This is a genomic window from Pseudomonas sp. S2_H01, assembly GCF_054668305.1.
In genome coordinates, this window is record NZ_CP162756.1 from 3,568,386 (window position 1) to 3,584,793 (window position 16,408).

A 16,408-nucleotide genomic window follows, 5' to 3' on the forward strand; every position below is an offset into this window, starting at 1 on the left:
AACAGAGTGTCGCTGATCGCTTCTTCTCACTTCCGCATCGTTGTCGGTCTCGGCAAGAGCGGCATGTCCCTGGTTCGCTTCCTGGCGAACCGGGGCGTGGCGTTTGCGGTGGCGGACACCCGTGAGAATCCACCTGAACTCGCGACCCTGCGTCGTGACTACCCGCAGGTGGAAGTGCGTTGTGGCGAGCTGGACGTCGAGTTTCTCTGCCGCGCCGACGAGCTGTACGTGAGCCCCGGTCTGGCGCTGGCGACACCGGCCTTGCAGCAGGCTGCCGCCCGTGGTGTGAAGCTGTCGGGCGACATTGAGCTGTTCGCGCGTAACGCGAAGGCGCCCATCGTCGCCATCAGCGGCTCCAACGCAAAAAGCACCGTGACCACGCTGGTGGGCGAGATGGCCTTAGCTGCCGGTAAGCGTGTGGCTGTCGGCGGCAATCTTGGGACGCCCGCGCTGGACCTGCTCAGTGACGACGTTGAGCTGTACGTGATGGAACTCTCGAGTTTCCAGCTGGAGACCACCGATCAGCTCGGCGCTGAAGTCGCCACCGTGCTCAACGTCAGCGAAGACCACATGGACCGTTACAGCGGGCTGCCGGCTTATCACCTGGCCAAGCACCGGATCTTCCGGGGTGCGCGTCAGGTCGTGGTCAATCGTCAGGATGCCCTGTCGCGACCATTGATCGGTGAGGGCGTGCCCTGCTGGACCTTTGGTCTGAACACACCTGACATCAACGGCTTCGGTCTGCGAGAAGAGAACGGCGAGAAGTACCTGGCCTTCCAGTTCGAACACCTGATGCCGGTCCGTGAATTGAAAATCCGTGGTGCCCACAACCAGGCCAACGCCCTGGCTGCGTTGGCCCTCGGCCATGCCGTCGGTCTGCCGCTCGACGCGATGCTGTCCAGCCTGCGCACGTTCGCAGGCCTGGTGCACCGCTGTCAGTGGGTGCGTGAGCTCAACGGCGTCAGTTATTACGACGATTCCAAGGCGACCAACGTCGGTGCCGCGCTGGCGGCCATCGAGGGCTTGGGTACGGACATCAGCGGCAAGCTGGTGCTGATCGCCGGTGGTGATGGCAAGGGCGCCGATTTTTCTGCGCTCAAAACGCCGGTCGCCACCCATTGCCGCGCCGTTGTCCTCTTGGGGCGCGACGCTGAACTGCTCGCTGAAACCTTCGGCGATTCGGTGCCATTGATACGCGTCAAAACATTGGAAGAAGCTGTGCAACGTGCTGCCGAATCAGCTCAGGAAGGGGACGCCGTGTTGCTGTCCCCAGCCTGCGCAAGCCTGGATATGTTCAAGAATTTCGAAGAGCGCGGACGCCTGTTCGCTCAGGCCGTGGGGGACTTGTCATGATTTTTGGCGTGATCAAGCCTTATCCGTCGCCGATCATCAGCGGTCGTGGTGTAGACGTCGATTTCCCGATGCTTGCCGGCTGTCTTGCATTGCTCGGCCTGGGCCTTGTGATGATCACGTCCGCGTCGTCGGAAGTGGCTGCGGTGCAGTCTGGCAACGCGCTGTACATGATGACCCGCCACCTCATCTATCTGGTGTTGGGGCTGATTGCGTGCGTGGCGACCATGATGGTGCCTGTCGCCACTTGGCAACGCCTGGGCTGGTTGATGCTCATCGGCGCCTTCGGCCTGTTGATCATGGTGATCGTGCCCGGCATCGGGCGTGAGGTGAACGGTTCGATGCGCTGGATCGGCTTCGGCATGTTCAACGTACAACCCTCGGAGATTGCCAAGGTCTTCGTGGTGATTTTCCTGGCAGGCTATCTGATTCGTCGTCAGCAGGAAGTGCGCGAGAGCTGGATGGGCTTCTTCAAGCCGTTCATCGTGCTGTTGCCCATGGCCGGCCTGTTGCTGATGGAACCTGACTTCGGTGCCACCGTCGTGATGATGGGCGCCGCCGCTGCGATGCTGTTCCTCGGCGGCGTCGGTCTGTTCCGCTTTGCTCTGATGGTGGCGCTCGCCGTGGCCGCCGTGTTCGTGCTGGTTCAGGCGCAGCCTTACCGGATGGCGCGTCTGATCACCTTTACCGACCCGTGGTCCGACCAGTTCGGTTCGGGCTATCAGTTGACTCAGGCCCTGATCGCCTTCGGTCGCGGCGAATGGTTCGGCGTCGGCCTGGGCAACAGCGTGCAGAAACAGTTCTACCTGCCTGAGGCGCATACCGACTTCGTGTTCTCGGTGCTGGCCGAAGAGCTGGGCGTGGTCGGCTCCCTGGCCACCGTCGCGCTGTTCGTGTTCGTGAGTATCCGTGCGATGTACATCGGCATGTGGGCCGAGCGCGCCAAGCAGTTTTTCGCCGCGTACACCGCCTATGGCCTGGCGTTCCTGTGGATCGGTCAATTCTTGATCAACATCGGCGTAAACGTCGGTCTGCTGCCGACCAAAGGCTTGACCCTGCCGTTCCTCAGTTATGGCGGCAGCTCGCTGATTATCTGTTGCGCCAGTCTGGGTCTGTTGCTGCGCATCGAATGGGAATCGCGCAACAACATGGGCAGCGAAGAAGCCGAATTCAATGAGAGCGATTTTGCCGAGGAGCCCACCCATGGCCGTCGGTAATGTGCTGATCATGGCAGGCGGCACCGGCGGGCACGTGTTCCCGGCGCTGGCCTGCGCGCGGGAATTCCAGGCGCGTGGTTACACCGTGCACTGGCTCGGTACGCCGCGCGGTATCGAGAACGAACTGGTTCCTGCGGCCGGCCTGAAGCTGCACCTGATCAACGCCACCGGCCTGCGTGGCAAGGGGCGTCTGTCCCTGCTCAAGGCACCGTTCATGTTGCTCAAGTCGCTGTTTCAGGCGCGCAGCGTGATGCGTGAGCTCAAGCCGGTGTGTGTGGTCGGCTTTGGCGGCTATGTCACCGGCCCTGGTGGTCTGGCCGCGAAAATGGCGGGTGTGCCGTTGATCATTCATGAGCAGAACGCCGTCGCCGGTACAGCCAACCGCAGCCTGGCATCGTTCGCCAGCCGCGTGTGCGAGGCGTTTCCGCAGACGTTCGCTGCGTCGGCGAAGCGCCGCACCACCGGTAATCCAGTCCGTGCCGAGCTGTTTTTCGAAACACCGCGTCAGGCCCTGATCGGCCGCAAACCGCGTTTGCTGGTGCTGGGCGGAAGCCTTGGCGCAGAGCCGCTGAACAAGTTGCTGCCAGAAGCGCTGGCGCAAGTGCCTGTGGACATGCGTCCTGAGGTGTTCCATCAGGCCGGCAAGCATCACGATGAAATCACCACCGAGCGGTATCGCGCGGCCGGTGTCGAGGCGCAAGTCGCCCCGTTCATCAAGGACATGGCTCAAGCCTATGGCTGGGCGGATCTGGTGGTGTGCCGCGCAGGCGCGCTGACCATCAGTGAACTGGCCGCTGCTGGCTTGCCGTCGTTGCTGGTGCCGTTGCCCCACGCGATCGACGATCACCAGTCGCGCAATGCCGAATATCTGGCTCGTGAAGGCGCTGCCTTCGTGATGCCGCAAGCGACAACTGGCGCTGCCGAAATGGCGGCTCGCCTGAAAGAGGTTTTGATGCAACCCGAACAATTGAAACGCATGGCCGCCACGGCTCGCCAACTGGCCAAGCCGGACGCCACCAACACTGTCGTCGATGTCTGCCTGGAGGTGGTCCATGGTTGAGAATCAACGCGCCATGCCACAACCGGAAATGCGCCGGATCCGTCGTATCCACTTCGTCGGCATCGGGGGCGTGGGCATGTGCGGCATTGCCGAAGTGTTGTTGAACCTGGGCTATGACGTGTCCGGTTCCGACCTCAAGGCATCGCCTGTGACCGAGCGTCTCGAGTCGTTTGGCGCTCAGATTTTCATCGGCCACCGCGCGGAAAACGCTTCGGCTGCCGATGTGCTTGTGGTGTCCAGCGCTGTGAACACCTCCAACCCGGAAGTCGCGACTGCTCTGGAGCGTCGGATTCCGGTGGTGCCCCGTGCCGAGATGCTCGCCGAGTTGATGCGCTATCGCCACGGTATTGCAGTCGCCGGCACGCACGGCAAGACCACCACCACCAGCCTGATCGCTTCGGTGTTCGCGGCCGGTGGCCTGGACCCGACGTTCGTGATCGGCGGTCGTTTGAACGCCGCCGGCACCAACGCTCAGCTCGGCACCAGCCGTTACCTGATCGCTGAAGCGGACGAGAGCGACGCCAGTTTCCTGCACCTGCAGCCAATGGTCGCCGTCGTCACCAACATCGACGCCGATCACATGGCGACCTACGAAGGCGACTTCAACAAACTGAAGAAAACCTTCGTCGAGTTCCTGCACAACCTGCCGTTCTACGGTCTGGCAGTGGTGTGCACCGACGATCCGGTGGTGCGTGACATTCTGCCGTCGGTCAAGCGTCCGGTCATGACCTATGGCTTCAACGAAGACGCGGACGTGCGCGCCATCAACGTGCGTCAGGAAGGCATGCGCACGCATTTCACCGTGCTGCGCCGCGAGCATGAGCCGCTGGACGTGTCGGTGAACATGCCGGGCAATCACAACGTGCTCAACTCGCTGGCCACGATCGCCATCGCGACGGACGAAGGCATTACTGATGAGGCCATCGTGCAGGGCCTGTCGGGCTTTCAGGGTGTGGGTCGTCGCTTCCAGGTGTACGGCGAGCTGCCTGTCGAAGGCGGCAACGTCATGCTGGTCGACGACTACGGTCACCACCCGCGTGAGGTCGCCGCGGTGATCAACGCCGTGCGTGGCGGCTGGCCGGACCGTCGTCTGGTCATGGTCTATCAGCCACACCGCTACAGCCGTACCCGCGACCTGTACGACGATTTCGTGCAGGTGCTCAACGACGCCAACGTTCTGCTGTTGATGGAAGTCTATCCGGCGGGCGAGGAGCCGATTCCGGGTGCCGACAGCCGTCAGTTGGCGCACAGCATTCGTCAGCGTGGACAGCTCGACCCGATTTACATCGAACGTGGCGTGGAGCTCGCTCCGTTGGTCAAGCCGCTGCTGCGTGCCGGCGACATTCTGTTGTGTCAGGGCGCGGGTGATATCGGCGGTCTCGCACCACAACTGCTCAAGAGCCCATTGTTCACGGGCGCAATCGTGGCCTCAACCGAAGGTAAGCTGAAATGACAGCCGCCGCGCAAATCTCCCTGCTCTCGACCCTGGAGCCGAAAAGCTTCGGTCGCGTGGCCGTGCTCTTCGGTGGCAAGAGTGCGGAGCGGGAGGTTTCCCTGAAATCCGGCCATGCGGTGCTTGAGGCACTGTTGAGCGCGGGCGTCGATGCATTTGGTATCGACGTGGGTGACGATTTTCTGCAGCGGCTGGTCAGCGAAAAAATGGATCGCGCGTTCATCGTGCTGCATGGCCGTGGCGGCGAAGACGGCACCATGCAGGGTCTGCTGGAATGCCTGGAAATCCCGTACACCGGCAGCGGCGTGCTGGCTTCGGCACTGGCAATGGACAAACTGCGCACCAAGCAGGTCTGGCAGAGCCTGGGTCTGCCAACCCCGCGTCACGCGGTGCTTGGCAGTGAATCGGATTGTATTTCGGCAGCGACGGAACTGGGCTTTCCTTTGATCGTCAAACCCGCACATGAAGGTTCCAGTATCGGTATGGCGAAGGTGACCAGCGTCGATGAATTGATCGCCGCGTGGAGCGCCGCCAGTACCTACGATTCGCAAGTGTTGGTCGAACAATGGATTCAAGGTCCCGAGTTCACCGTCGCTTCTCTGCGCGGGCAGGTATTGCCGCCCATCGGTCTGGGGACTCCCCACAGTTTTTACGATTACGACGCCAAGTACCTGGCATCCGATACCCAGTACCGGATCCCGTGCGGCCTCGATGCAACCAAAGAGCAGGAACTCAAGGCGCTGACGGCTCGCGCGTGCGAAGCCGTCGGTATTGCCGGTTGGGCGCGCACGGACGTGATGCAGGATGCCGAGGGCAAGTTCTGGCTGCTGGAAGTCAACACCGTGCCCGGCATGACCGACCACAGTCTGGTGCCCATGGCCGCGAAAGCCGCCGGGCTCGATTTTAAACAGTTGGTGTTGGCGATTCTGGCCGACAGTGTCCAGGTGCGAGGGTAAATCATGCACGGCGCGACGCTACGTCATCAGCAATCAACTCCGGGCCGCAAGCCAGTGCCTCGCGGTGCGAGCCGGATGGTGGCGCGCGAGCCACTGTCGTCGCGCATGCCCAAGCCGAGTTTCGGTTTCCTGCGCAGCCTGATGTGGCCGGTATTGCTGGTCGTGCTGGGATTCGGCACGTACGAAGCTGCCCAGCGTCTGCTGCCATATGCCGACCGTCCGATCTCGCGGATCAACGTTCAGGGCGACCTGAGCTACATCAGCCAGCAGGCCGTTCAGCAGCGCATTGCTCCGTACGTGGCGACCAGCTTCTTCAACGTCGACCTGGCCGGCATGCGCACCGAACTTGAGCAGATGCCATGGATCGCCCACGCCGAGGTCCGCCGTGTCTGGCCGGATCAGGTGGTGATCCGTCTGGAAGAACAGTTACCGGTTGCGCGCTGGGGTGATCAGGCGCTGCTGAACAACCAGGGTCAGGCATTCACGCCGCGTGAACTGGCCAACTACGAACACCTTCCGCAGTTGTTCGGGCCTCAACGGGCTCAACAGCAGGTGATGCAGCAGTACCAGGTTCTGAGTCAGATGTTGCGCCCGCTTGGGTTCTCCATCGCTCGCCTGGAATTGCGTGAGCGAGGCAGCTGGTTTCTGACCACCGGCGCAGGCAGTGCGGGCCCAGGCCTGGAGCTGTTGCTGGGACGAGGCAATCTGGTTGAGAAGATGCGCCGCTTTATCGCCATCTACGAAAAAACGCTTAAAGAACAGATCACGAACATTGCGCGAGTCGACCTGCGTTACAACAACGGCCTTGCCGTCGGTTGGCGTGAGCAGGCGCCAGCGCCAACGACGGACAAACCCGCCGTCGCGAAGAATTGATAAGAGGCAGGACCCATGGCAAACGTGCAAAGCGGCAAAATGATCGTCGGATTGGATATCGGCACCTCCAAGGTGGTGGCGCTGGTAGGCGAAGTCGCGGCTGATGGCACGCTGGAAATCGTCGGTATCGGCACCCACCCTTCACGCGGCCTGAAGAAGGGCGTGGTGGTGAACATCGAGTCCACCGTGCAGTCGATTCAGCGCGCCGTCGAAGAAGCGCAGCTGATGGCCGGCTGCCGCATTCACTCGGCGTTCGTCGGTGTCGCCGGCAATCACATTCGCAGCCTCAACTCCCACGGCATCGTGGCGATCCGTGACCGCGAAGTGAGCTCCGCTGACCTCGAGCGTGTACTCGACGCTGCTCAGGCCGTGGCGATTCCGGCTGACCAGCGCGTGCTGCACACTCTGCCGCAGGATTACGTCATCGATAACCAGGAAGGCGTTCGCGAGCCTCTGGGCATGTCGGGTGTTCGCCTGGAGGCCAAGGTTCACGTCGTGACCTGTGCGGTGAATGCGGCGCAGAACATCGAGAAATGTGTGCGTCGCTGCGGTCTGGAAGTCGACGACATCATTCTTGAGCAGCTGGCGTCGGCGTATTCGGTCCTGACCGACGACGAAAAAGAACTGGGCGTGTGCCTGGTGGACATTGGCGGCGGCACCACCGACATCGCGATCTTCACCGAGGGCGCGATCCGCCACACGGCCGTGATCCCGATTGCGGGCGATCAGGTGACCAACGACATCGCCATGGCGTTGCGCACACCGACTCAGTACGCCGAAGAAATCAAGATCCGTTACGCCTGCGCCCTGGCCAAGCTGGCCGGTGCCGGTGAAACCATCAAAGTACCTAGCGTGGGCGACCGTCCACCTCGCGAGCTGTCGCGTCAGGCACTGGCTGAAGTGGTTGAACCTCGTTACGACGAGCTGTTCACCCTGATCCAGGCCGAACTGCGTCGCAGCGGCTACGAAGACCTGATCCCGGCCGGCATCGTGCTGACCGGTGGTACGTCGAAAATGGAAGGCGCGGTGGAACTGGCGGAAGAGATCTTCCACATGCCGGTCCGCCTGGGCGTTCCGCACAGTGTCAAAGGGCTCGCGGACGTCGTTCGCAACCCGATCTACTCCACCGGCGTCGGCCTGTTGCTGTACGGACTGCAAAAGCAGTCTGACGGCATCTCGCTGTCCGGCCTTTCCGGCTCCGGTAGCAGTTATAGCGATGAACCTAAAGCGCCGGTGTTTGAGCGTCTCAAACGCTGGGTTCAGGGGAATTTCTAAGATTCAAAAAGTGGTAGGCAGGCAACAGGCGACATAAAACTAGAGAACTGAAGGAGAGGGAACATGTTCGAGCTCGTAGACAACATCCCACAAAGCCCGGTAATTAAAGTTATCGGCGTTGGTGGTGGCGGCGGCAACGCAGTCAATCACATGGTCAAGAGCAACATCGAAGGCGTCGAGTTCATCTGCGCCAACACCGATGCTCAAGCACTGAAAAACATCGGTGCGCGTACCATCCTGCAATTGGGCACAGGCGTGACCAAGGGCCTGGGCGCGGGTGCCAACCCGGAAGTCGGCCGTCAGGCTGCGCTGGAAGATCGTGAGCGCATTGCGGAAGTTCTGCAGGGCACCAACATGGTCTTCATCACCACCGGCATGGGTGGCGGTACCGGTACCGGTGCTGCGCCGATCATCGCCGAAGTGGCCAAGGAAATGGGCATTCTGACCGTTGCGGTGGTCACCCGTCCGTTCCCGTTCGAAGGTCGCAAGCGCATGCAGATTGCCGATGAAGGCATCCGCGCGCTGTCCGAAAGCGTCGACTCGTTGATCACCATCCCTAACGAGAAGCTGCTGACCATCCTGGGCAAAGACGCCAGCCTGCTGTCGGCGTTCGCCAAGGCTGACGATGTACTGGCCGGTGCCGTTCGCGGTATCTCCGACATCATCAAGCGTCCAGGCATGATCAACGTCGACTTCGCCGACGTGCGTACCGTGATGTCCGAAATGGGCATGGCGATGATGGGTACCGGTGCTGCGAGCGGTCCTAACCGTGCGCGTGAAGCCACTGAAGCGGCGATTCGCAACCCGCTGCTCGAAGACGTGAACCTGCAAGGTGCTCGCGGCATTCTGGTCAACATCACTGCCGGTCCTGACCTGTCTCTGGGTGAGTACTCGGACGTGGGTAGCATCATCGAAGCGTTCGCCTCCGAGCACGCCATGGTCAAGGTCGGTACCGTTATCGATCCGGACATGCGCGACGAGCTGCACGTGACCGTGGTTGCAACTGGCCTGGGCGCAAAAATCGAGAAGCCTGTGAAGGTCATCGACAACACCCTGCAGACCGCTCAAGCCGCACCTGTGCAGCAGCAGGCCGTCCGTCAGGAACAGCCTTCGGTGAACTACCGCGACCTGGACCGCCCAACCGTGATGCGCAATCAGGCTCACGCAGGCGCTACAGCCGCGGCGAAAATGAATCCGCAAGACGATCTGGATTACCTGGACATTCCAGCTTTCCTGCGTCGTCAGGCTGATTGATGAGTTCTATCAGGGGTATAAGGGTGATTGGTGTTCAGCAAAGGCGAGGTCTGCTATCATCGCCAGCCTTTGTTGATACTAATTCGCGATATGCGCTGAAGCGGCCAATGCCATGATTAAACAACGCACCCTGAAGAATATTATCCGTGCCACAGGTATCGGCCTGCACTCGGGGGAAAAGGTTTACCTGACCCTCAAACCTGCACCTGTGAACGCTGGCATTGTGTTTTTCCGTACCGACCTCGAGCCGGTCGTCCAGATCAACGCGCACGCGTTGAATGTTGGCGACACCACGCTTTCCACAACGCTGTTCAATGGCGATGTGAAGGTCGATACGGTTGAACACTTGCTGTCGGCCATGGCTGGCCTTGGCATCGATAACGCCTACGTTGAACTCTCTGCCTCCGAAGTTCCAATCATGGACGGCAGCGCAGGTCCCTTCGTATTCCTGATTCAATCGGCTGGCCTGGAAGAACAGGACGCACCGAAGAAATTCATCCGGATTCTGAAAGAAGTCTGCGTTGAAGAAGATGGCAAATTTGCGAAGTTCGTGCCGTTCGAAGGTTTCAAGGTGGGCTTCGAAATAGATTTCGACCACCCGTACCTGAAGAATCGCACGCAAACTGCATGTGTCGACTTTTCCAGCACCTCCTTCGTAAAAGAAGTGAGCCGTGCGCGTACTTTCGGTTTCATGAAAGACATCGAGTATCTGCGCAAGCACAATCTTGCTCTGGGCGGCAGCGTCGAAAACGCAATCGTCGTGGACAAGGACGGTGTGCTGAACGAAGACGGCCTGCGTTATGAGGACGAATTCGTCAAGCACAAGATCCTGGATGCCATCGGTGACCTGTATCTGTTGGGCAATAGCCTGATCGGCGAGTACCAGGGCTTCAAGTCGGGACACGGTCTGAACAATCGTCTGCTGCGTGCTTTGATTGCACAGAGCGATGCTTATGAAGTCGTGACCTTCGAAGATGCCAGTACCGCACCGATCTCCTACATGCGCCCGGTAGCGGCGGTGTAAAAACGTCTCTTCTTCTGGTTTCATATTTAAGGCCACCTTCGGGTGGCCTTTTTTATGGTTTTCTGGCGGCGCTGGCGGGTGTGCATTATCTATTTCCGGCGATGACTCTCAGAGGGGATCTGGCTAACGCCAGACCTGTTTCGCCTTCGGCGAGTTACTTCATAACCCCTCTCTTTGTTTCAAGAGGCAGCCAAGGGTTCAGGCTCCCGGTTTGGCCCGACTTCGTCGGGTACTCGCACTCCGACGACGCTCCGTGGGCCCGCGCTGAACGGACATCCATGTTCTGGCAGCGCTCTCGCGGCATCCATGCCGCTCGGCCCACTCCGCGTCGCCTGCGTTTGGCCTACACCCAAGTCGCGTTTTGTGTCGTCTGAGCCTTCTCGGTATGAAGATCAAAAGCGAGAGCAGGAGCAGTTCGCTGCTCCGCTGTTGATTCTGCCGAAGGCGTAGGAGCGCGCTTGCTCTGGGCCGCACTCGGACGATCTGCCGCGCAGCGGTAGCAAAACCAGGCAACTCGGTTGTACCTGACACACCGCATGCACCGGTTTTGCTGCCGGTTCCCGGCAGATCGCGGGCAAGCGCGCTCCTACAAGAGAGTGGGGTGCGGGAGACAGATGCACGTACCAAGAATGCGAGGAGCGTTAGCTCCAGCCAGCGTTGCCTCGTACGCGACAGTCCAGACACCACTAAACGCGACTTGGGCGCGGGCCCACGGAGTGTCGTCGGAGTGCGGGTACCCGACGCAGGAGGGCCAAACCAGGAGTTCAGACCCTTGGTTACTTGGGGATGGTCCGGCATTCCGGTTTTCAAGTAACTCGCCGGAGGCGAAACAGTTCTGCCCTTAGGCAGAACCAAGATATCAGCGTCGATCCAGAAATGGGGCGGGAGCGCAAAACCAGAAGACCTATAGAACTTTATTCACGCATCAGATACGCGAGGCTTCCCATGCGCCGCCAACCGCTCCAGCGCCGCACGCAATTTAGGATCACTGATCCCCTCAGCCGTCGAACTGATCGACTCCGCCGCGGCGGTCGACAAATCCCTTGAATGACCAACGGCACCCCGGTGCACCGTCGCAGGCTGTACCTTCAGTTGCAGTCGCGTGAGATTCGCGAACTCCTTGAACGCCACCAACTGCCGCTGCAACCGCTTCTGCTGATAACGCAGACGCGTCGCCCAGTGCCCGTCGGTGACAATCAACAAGAGCGTACCTTCACGCCACGACGCCACATGACAGTGCTCGCGTGCCGCAGGTTGCAACTGGCTTTCCAGCAGACGCTGTAAATGCGCCAATCGCTGGGCATGATTGAAAATGGCTTTAAGCGGCCTGGCTTCGCGCAAAAGAACAGCCGGTGAGCGAGCCGGTAAAGGACGAAATGCCACGTGAGATACCTTTTCTTACAAGCGCAAGATAGTATCAGAAAGCACTCATTGGCCCGGCAAGCGTTGATACATCACCTGTGCCAATTGCCGATTCATGAAAAAACATTAATAAAACTTCTCCCTGTTACGGGTTGAAGTCCCAAGAAATGCCCCTATTGTACTTCTGCCCCGTAACATTGCTGTGCCAGCATCGTGGAATAACGCCACTTTCCTCACCACCATTTCCGGGTAGAATGCTCGTTCGCATGCGGCCATGAGGGCTGCACGGGCGACTCACGGGGCCGCCCTCCATCCCTATGTGTGGAAGATCCTGTCGATATGTTTGCACCTTTGTTAAAAAAACTTTTCGGAAGCAAAAACGAGCGCGAAGTGAAGCGCATGCTCAAGACGGTCCAGATCGTCAACAGCTTCGAAGAGCAAATGGTGGCCCTTTCGGACGAGCAACTGCGTGCCAAAACCGAAGAGTTCAAGGCCCGCATAGCCAAAGGTGAGACCCTCGATCAGCTCCTGCCTGAAGCGTTCGCGGTCTGCCGTGAAGCGGGCAAGCGCATCATGGGGATGCGTCACTTCGACGTTCAGCTGATCGGCGGCATGACGCTGCACGAAGGCATGATCGCCGAGATGCGTACCGGTGAAGGTAAAACCCTGGTAGCAACCCTGGCGGTCTACCTCAACGCACTGTCCGGCAAAGGCGTGCACGTGGTCACCGTGAACGACTACCTGGCCCGTCGTGACGCCAACTGGATGCGTCCACTGTACGAATTCCTCGGTCTGACCGTCGGCGTTGTCACGCCATTCCAGCCGCCAGAAGAAAAGCGCGCTGCGTATGCCTCGGACATCACTTACGGCACCAACAATGAATTTGGTTTCGACTACCTGCGCGACAACATGGCGTTCAGCCTGGAAGACAAATTCCAGCGCGAGCTGAATTTCTCGGTCATCGACGAAGTGGACTCGATCCTCATCGACGAAGCCCGTACGCCGTTGATCATCTCCGGGCAGGCCGAAGACAGCTCCAAGCTCTACACCGAAATCAACAAGCTGATCCCTAAACTCGAGCAGCACATCGAGGAAGTGGAAGGCGTGGTCACCAAACAAGGTCACTTCAGCATCGACGAGAAATCGCGTCAGGTGGAGTTGAACGAGTCTGGTCACCAGTTCATCGAAGAAATGCTCACCGAAGTCGGCTTGCTGGCGGAAGGCGAGAGCCTGTATTCCGCGCACAACCTGGGCCTGCTGACCCACGTCTACGCCGGCCTGCGTGCGCACAAGCTGTTCCACCGCAACGTCGAGTACATCGTTCAGGACGGCCAGATCCTGCTGGTCGACGAACACACCGGCCGTACCATGCCGGGTCGTCGTCTGTCGGAAGGTCTGCACCAGGCGATCGAAGCCAAAGAGCATCTGAACATTCAGGCCGAGAGCCAGACCCTGGCCTCGACCACGTTCCAGAACTACTTCCGTCTGTACAACAAGCTGTCCGGCATGACCGGTACTGCGGACACCGAAGCGTTCGAATTCCACCAGATCTACGCACTGGCCGTGATGGTCATTCCGCCGAACAAACCGTTGGCGCGTAAAGACTTCAACGACCTGGTGTACCTGACCGCCGAAGAGAAGTACGCGGCAATCATCACCGACATCAAGGCCTGTCTGGCTGAGCAACGTCCGGTGCTGGTGGGTACGGCGACCATCGAAACTTCCGAGCACATGTCCAATCTGCTGCGCAAGGAAGGCATCGACCACAAGGTTCTGAACGCCAAGTTCCACGAGAAAGAAGCCGAGATCATCGCGCAAGCCGGTCGTCCGGGTGCACTGACCATCGCCACCAACATGGCCGGTCGTGGTACCGACATCCTGTTGGGCGGTAACTGGGAAGTGGAAGTGGCCAGCCTGGAAGATCCAACGCCAGAGCAAATCGCTCAGATCAAGGCCGACTGGCAGAAGCGCCATCAGCAGGTGATCGAGGCGGGTGGTCTGCACGTGATCGCGTCCGAGCGTCACGAATCGCGCCGTATCGACAACCAGCTGCGCGGTCGCGCTGGCCGTCAGGGTGACACCGGTTCAAGCCGTTTCTACCTGTCGCTGGAAGACAGCCTGATGCGCATCTTTGCCTCTGACCGGGTGAAGAACTTCATGAAAGCGCTGGGCATGCAGTCCGGCGAGGCGATCGAACACCGCATGGTGACCAACGCCATCGAGAAGGCTCAGCGCAAGGTTGAAGGCCGTAACTTCGACATTCGTAAGCAACTGCTCGAGTTCGACGACGTTTCCAACGAACAGCGTAAAGTGATCTACCACATGCGTAACAGCCTGCTGGCTGCGACCAACATTGGTGACACCATCGCCGAATTCCGCGAAGAAGTTCTCGACGCCACCATCAGCGCGCACATTCCTCCACAGTCGCTGCCAGAGCAGTGGGATGTGGCCGGTCTGGAAGCAGCCCTGAACAGCGATTTCAGCGTCAAGCTGCCGATCCAGCAGTGGCTGGACGAAGACGATCACCTGCACGAAGAAAACCTGCGTCCGAAACTGTTGGAAGCCATCATGGCGGCTTACAACGAAAAAGAAGATCAGGCCAGCGCCGAAGCCCTGCGCACCTTCGAGAAGCAGATTCTGCTGCGTGTTCTGGACGATCTGTGGAAAGACCATCTGTCGACCATGGACCACCTGCGTCACGGTATTCACCTGCGCGGCTACGCTCAGAAGAACCCGAAGCAGGAATACAAGCGCGAGTCCTTCACCCTGTTCCAGGAACTGCTGGATTCGATCAAGCGCGACACCATCCGTGTGCTGTCTCACGTACAGGTTCGTCGCGAAGATCCGGCCGAGGAAGAGGCGCGTTTGCGTCGCGAAGCCGAAGAGCTGGCGCAGCGCATGCAGTTCCAGCACGCTGAAGCACCGGGTCTGGATCATCCGGATGTGCTGGCCGAGGAGGGCGAAGACGTCGCCGTCGCGGCCGCAGCAGCCTTGTCGCCGGTTCGCAACGACCAGAAGCTGGGCCGTAACGAACTGTGCTGGTGTGGTTCTGGCAAGAAATTCAAACACTGTCACGGTCAGATCAACTAAGCCGGACACACTGGCCCGCTGCATCTGAACCGTTACACCGCGCCGCGACCGGCTTTGCCGTCGCGGCGTTTTTCAATTGATCGAGCCGTGCCGGCCGAGCCGCACGGCGTGACATCTCTCAAGGAGCGCATTTCATGGCTGTTGGTCTTGGTCCTCTGCCGACTCTGCACCCGGTTCCCGGTTTTGAACTGGGTATCGCCTCTGCCGGCATCAAGCGCCCTGGGCGCAAGGATGTGGTCGTCATGCGCTGCGCCGAAGGCTCCAGCGTCGCGGGCGTGTTCACCCTGAACGCATTTTGTGCGGCACCGGTGATTCTTTCCAAACAGCGCGTGCAAGGCACCGTGCGTTACCTGCTGACCAACACCGGCAACGCGAACGCAGGCACCGGTGAGCCGGGTCTGGTCGCTGCTGAACGCACCACGGCCAGACTGGCCGAGATCACGGGCGTCGACGCCAGCGCTGTGCTGCCATTCTCCACGGGTGTGATCGGCGAGCCGCTGCCTGTGGAAAAGATCGAAGGCGCGTTGCAAGCCGCGCTGGAAGACCTGTCTGTGGATAACTGGGCGGCTGCGGCCACCGGCATCATGACCACCGACACCCTGCCAAAAGGCGCGAGCCGTCAGTTTCAGATCGATGGCGTGACCGTCACCGTGACCGGCATCAGCAAAGGCGCCGGCATGATTCGCCCCAACATGGCGACCATGCTGGGTTACATCGCCACCGACGCAAAAGTGTCCCAGAGCGTGCTGCAGGACCTGATTCGCGATGGCGCGAACAAGTCGTTCAACCGCATCACCATCGACGGCGACACCTCGACCAACGACTGCTGCATGTTGATCGCGACCGGCCAGGCCAACCTGCCGGAAGTGACCGAAGCCAGCGGCCCGCTGTTCGATGCGCTGAAGAAAGCCGTGTTCGAGGTGTGCATGGACGTGGCTCAGGCCATCGTGCGTGACGGCGAGGGTGCGACCAAGTTCGTGACGGTCGAAGTCAACGGCGGCGGCAACCATCAGGAATGCCTGGACGTCGGCTACACCGTCGCCCATTCGCCCTTGATCAAGACCGCGCTGTTCGCCTCCGATCCGAACTGGGGCCGTATTCTGGCCGCTGTTGGCCGCGCCGGTGTGCCGGACCTGGACGTGAGCAAGATCGACGTGTTCCTCAGCGGCGTCTGCATCGCCAGCAAGGGCGCGCGCGCATCGACCTACACCGAAGCACAGGGCTCGGCGGTGATGGCTGAAGAAGAAATCACCATCCGTATCGAGCTGGGTCGCGGTGATTGCAGCGAGACGATCTGGACCACCGACTTGTCCCACGAATACGTGAAGATCAATGCGGAATACCGCACCTGATTCGGGCGAGAATCTCGTAATCAGGTAGAAGGGCGATTGCCCGCGATGGTGTCGAGCACTTCGATCACCGTTGTTGGAAGTGATGCAATCGCGGGCAAGCGCGCTCCTACAGGTTCTATGAAGTCATGCGTTTTTCAATGGA

Annotated in this window: 12 protein-coding genes; 11 read left to right on the top strand and 1 reads right to left on the bottom strand. The window is 60.1% G+C overall.

The features are described 5' to 3' along the window. The first annotated feature begins 6 nt into the window (after positions 1-6). The 9 genes from murD (at position 7) to lpxC (ending at position 10,462) form a co-directional block, all read left to right on the top strand. Positions 7-1,353, top strand: a complete 1,347-nt coding sequence (gene murD / locus AB4N84_RS15970) for a UDP-N-acetylmuramoyl-L-alanine--D-glutamate ligase (RefSeq protein WP_460042185.1) — start codon at positions 7-9, stop codon at positions 1,351-1,353. Further along, a complete protein-coding gene (ftsW, locus tag AB4N84_RS15975) occupies positions 1,350-2,567 on the top strand; it encodes a putative lipid II flippase FtsW (RefSeq protein ID WP_074753929.1) in 1,218 nt (405 codons plus the stop codon). The genes murD and ftsW overlap by 4 nt, the downstream gene beginning before the upstream one ends. After that, a complete protein-coding gene (murG, locus tag AB4N84_RS15980; protein ID WP_460042186.1) occupies positions 2,554-3,627 on the top strand; it encodes an undecaprenyldiphospho-muramoylpentapeptide beta-N-acetylglucosaminyltransferase in 1,074 nt (357 codons plus the stop codon). Before ftsW ends, murG begins: the two co-directional genes overlap by 14 nt. Next, on the top strand, positions 3,620-5,080 hold the full coding sequence (gene murC / locus AB4N84_RS15985; RefSeq protein WP_074753933.1) for a UDP-N-acetylmuramate--L-alanine ligase: 1,461 nt from the start codon (positions 3,620-3,622) through the stop codon (positions 5,078-5,080). The genes murG and murC overlap by 8 nt, the downstream gene beginning before the upstream one ends. Then, entirely contained in the window at positions 5,077-6,036 is a 960-nt protein-coding gene (locus AB4N84_RS15990) for a D-alanine--D-alanine ligase (protein ID WP_074753935.1), read from the top strand. The genes murC and AB4N84_RS15990 overlap by 4 nt, the downstream gene beginning before the upstream one ends. 3 nt (positions 6,037-6,039) lie before the next feature. Beyond that, the gene (locus AB4N84_RS15995; protein ID WP_460042187.1) at positions 6,040-6,909 is read left to right on the top strand and encodes a cell division protein FtsQ/DivIB; all 870 of its coding nucleotides are present in this window, start codon (positions 6,040-6,042) and stop codon (positions 6,907-6,909) included. Positions 6,910-6,924: 15 nt separating this feature from the next. After that, positions 6,925-8,184, top strand: a complete 1,260-nt coding sequence (ftsA, locus tag AB4N84_RS16000) for a cell division protein FtsA (RefSeq protein ID WP_074753939.1) — start codon at positions 6,925-6,927, stop codon at positions 8,182-8,184. A gap of 63 nt (positions 8,185-8,247) precedes the next feature. Continuing rightward, positions 8,248-9,438, top strand: a complete 1,191-nt coding sequence (gene ftsZ, locus AB4N84_RS16005; RefSeq protein WP_074753941.1) for a cell division protein FtsZ — start codon at positions 8,248-8,250, stop codon at positions 9,436-9,438. 112 nt (positions 9,439-9,550) lie between these two features. Further along, a complete protein-coding gene (lpxC, locus tag AB4N84_RS16010) occupies positions 9,551-10,462 on the top strand; it encodes a UDP-3-O-acyl-N-acetylglucosamine deacetylase (protein ID WP_062384183.1) in 912 nt (303 codons plus the stop codon). 918 nt (positions 10,463-11,380) lie between these two features. On the opposite strand, the gene AB4N84_RS16015 is transcribed toward lpxC, so the two are convergent. Further along, positions 11,381-11,845, bottom strand: a complete 465-nt coding sequence (locus tag AB4N84_RS16015; RefSeq protein WP_074755416.1) for a DUF721 domain-containing protein — start codon at positions 11,843-11,845, stop codon at positions 11,381-11,383. A gap of 318 nt (positions 11,846-12,163) precedes the next feature. Here AB4N84_RS16015 and secA point away from each other — a divergent pair, with 318 nt between their 5' ends. Together secA and argJ are read left to right on the top strand one after the other, a co-directional pair. After that, positions 12,164-14,914, top strand: a complete 2,751-nt coding sequence (secA, locus tag AB4N84_RS16020; protein WP_074755418.1) for a preprotein translocase subunit SecA — start codon at positions 12,164-12,166, stop codon at positions 14,912-14,914. Positions 14,915-15,048: 134 nt separating this feature from the next. Next, positions 15,049-16,266, top strand: a complete 1,218-nt coding sequence (gene argJ, locus AB4N84_RS16025) for a bifunctional glutamate N-acetyltransferase/amino-acid acetyltransferase ArgJ (protein ID WP_460042188.1) — start codon at positions 15,049-15,051, stop codon at positions 16,264-16,266. The last annotated feature ends 142 nt before the right edge of the window (positions 16,267-16,408 follow it).

What these genes read in the sequence shown, in the direction of transcription:
- ftsW (WP_074753929.1), top strand. Translation starts at nt 1,350, where the DNA reads ATGATTTTTGGCGTGATCAAGCCTTATCCGTCGCCGATCATCAGCGGT.
- murG (WP_460042186.1), top strand. Translation starts at nt 2,554, where the DNA reads ATGGCCGTCGGTAATGTGCTGATCATGGCAGGCGGCACCGGCGGGCAC.
- murC (WP_074753933.1), top strand. Translation starts at nt 3,620, where the DNA reads ATGGTTGAGAATCAACGCGCCATGCCACAACCGGAAATGCGCCGGATC.
- AB4N84_RS15990 (WP_074753935.1), top strand. Translation starts at nt 5,077, where the DNA reads ATGACAGCCGCCGCGCAAATCTCCCTGCTCTCGACCCTGGAGCCGAAA.
- AB4N84_RS15995 (WP_460042187.1), top strand. Translation starts at nt 6,040, where the DNA reads ATGCACGGCGCGACGCTACGTCATCAGCAATCAACTCCGGGCCGCAAG.
- ftsA (WP_074753939.1), top strand. Translation starts at nt 6,925, where the DNA reads ATGGCAAACGTGCAAAGCGGCAAAATGATCGTCGGATTGGATATCGGC.
- ftsZ (WP_074753941.1), top strand. Translation starts at nt 8,248, where the DNA reads ATGTTCGAGCTCGTAGACAACATCCCACAAAGCCCGGTAATTAAAGTT.
- lpxC (WP_062384183.1), top strand. Translation starts at nt 9,551, where the DNA reads ATGATTAAACAACGCACCCTGAAGAATATTATCCGTGCCACAGGTATC.
- secA (WP_074755418.1), top strand. Translation starts at nt 12,164, where the DNA reads ATGTTTGCACCTTTGTTAAAAAAACTTTTCGGAAGCAAAAACGAGCGC.
- argJ (WP_460042188.1), top strand. Translation starts at nt 15,049, where the DNA reads ATGGCTGTTGGTCTTGGTCCTCTGCCGACTCTGCACCCGGTTCCCGGT.